We start from the raw sequence: 1,056 nt of genomic DNA, 5'->3' as shown, positions 1-1,056 counted from the left end.
CCGCACTCACCCCTGGATCACCAGCTGGAATCGGTGACCCCGCGGTCCGCGCCCGGCTGTCGAGAAACGAACTCGACATTGCTGAATTCCATCGGGGCGCTGTCATCCGCGGCGACCGCGCGCCGCTCTTCGGCATTCGGCGGCGCGAGCGAAACTGTTGGCGCCTTTGGCATTTCGGCGCTCAGGTCGGGCATGCCCTCGATCAGGTCCGAAAGTTTCGGCAGTCGCGCACGGCGATCGTGCAGGGGCGTCATCAGCTCCTGCGCCTTGCGCATCACCTCGGCGGTGGCCTGCTGAGCTGCTTCCGTCACGGCCTTGGCGATCTCGCTGTAGCTCAATTCGTCAATATCGGAAGCGAATTTGGTTTCGATAATGGTGCCGTCGGCGTTCACCGTGACGGTAATCCGTTTGCGCACAGTCGCACTGGCGGTCAGTTCGGCGCGCTGCTGCTGCACCTTCGCGATCGCGCGAAACTGCTGCTGGACCTCATCGAGCACGGCGGCCATCTCGGCCTTGGCGAATTCGTTGGTCATACCCCCGCCCCCGATTACCGAAAGCCGTCGCCGTTGGACTGGTCCATCCGCCGCAACTCCTTGGCGGTCTTGGTCTGACCGGTGTAGAAGTTGTCGAAATTCGTCGCGGTGGTCTTGATATTGGCGGTCATATTCGTGCGCGCCACCTTGTAGCCATCGGGCCCTTCGGCGAACTGTCGGCCGAGCTTATCGTTGCCCCAGGGCTCACCGCGTCCGGCGAGCGCCGCGTCCAACGTGCTCAGCACGCCATTGACCCGATCCCGGACCGCGCTGGTCCGCTCCGCGGCCCTCTCGAACAGGTCCGCGTCATGCGTCAACTTGTCCGACATCGCGCCAACTCCTCGAGCTCCTGCGGTCACCCGCGCCATCACCATCGGATCGTCTGATTCGACGATGACAGCGCTGGGCAACTCGTCAGTAGCTCGAAAATGAACGAAAGGTGCCGTGGCAGTTACACACCCGCTCCCGCCTAGACCGATCGCCTCTCATAAACGTCAACAACCGGAACGGCTCGGCTCACCTA

Annotated in this window: 2 protein-coding genes; both read right to left on the bottom strand. The window is 63.1% G+C overall.

The window, feature by feature from the left end:
• Nucleotides 1-17: 17 nt before the first annotated feature.
• Nucleotides 18-533, bottom strand: coding sequence for a YbaB/EbfC family nucleoid-associated protein (locus tag ABZW16_RS06165; protein WP_354952747.1), 516 nt, complete (start codon nucleotides 531-533; stop codon nucleotides 18-20).
• Nucleotides 534-547: 14 nt separating this feature from the next.
• Nucleotides 548-862, bottom strand: a complete 315-nt coding sequence (locus tag ABZW16_RS06160) for a hypothetical protein (protein WP_354952745.1) — start codon at nucleotides 860-862, stop codon at nucleotides 548-550.
• Between the last annotated feature and the right edge of the window lie 194 nt (nucleotides 863-1,056).

Origin of the sequence: Nocardia sp. NPDC004604 (assembly GCF_040609795.1) — a bacterium.
In the GTDB taxonomy this organism is placed as follows: domain Bacteria; phylum Actinomycetota; class Actinomycetes; order Mycobacteriales; family Mycobacteriaceae; genus Nocardia.
The sequence above is the reverse complement of the archived record's forward strand: the minus strand, read 5'-3'. Positions and strand labels throughout refer to the sequence as shown.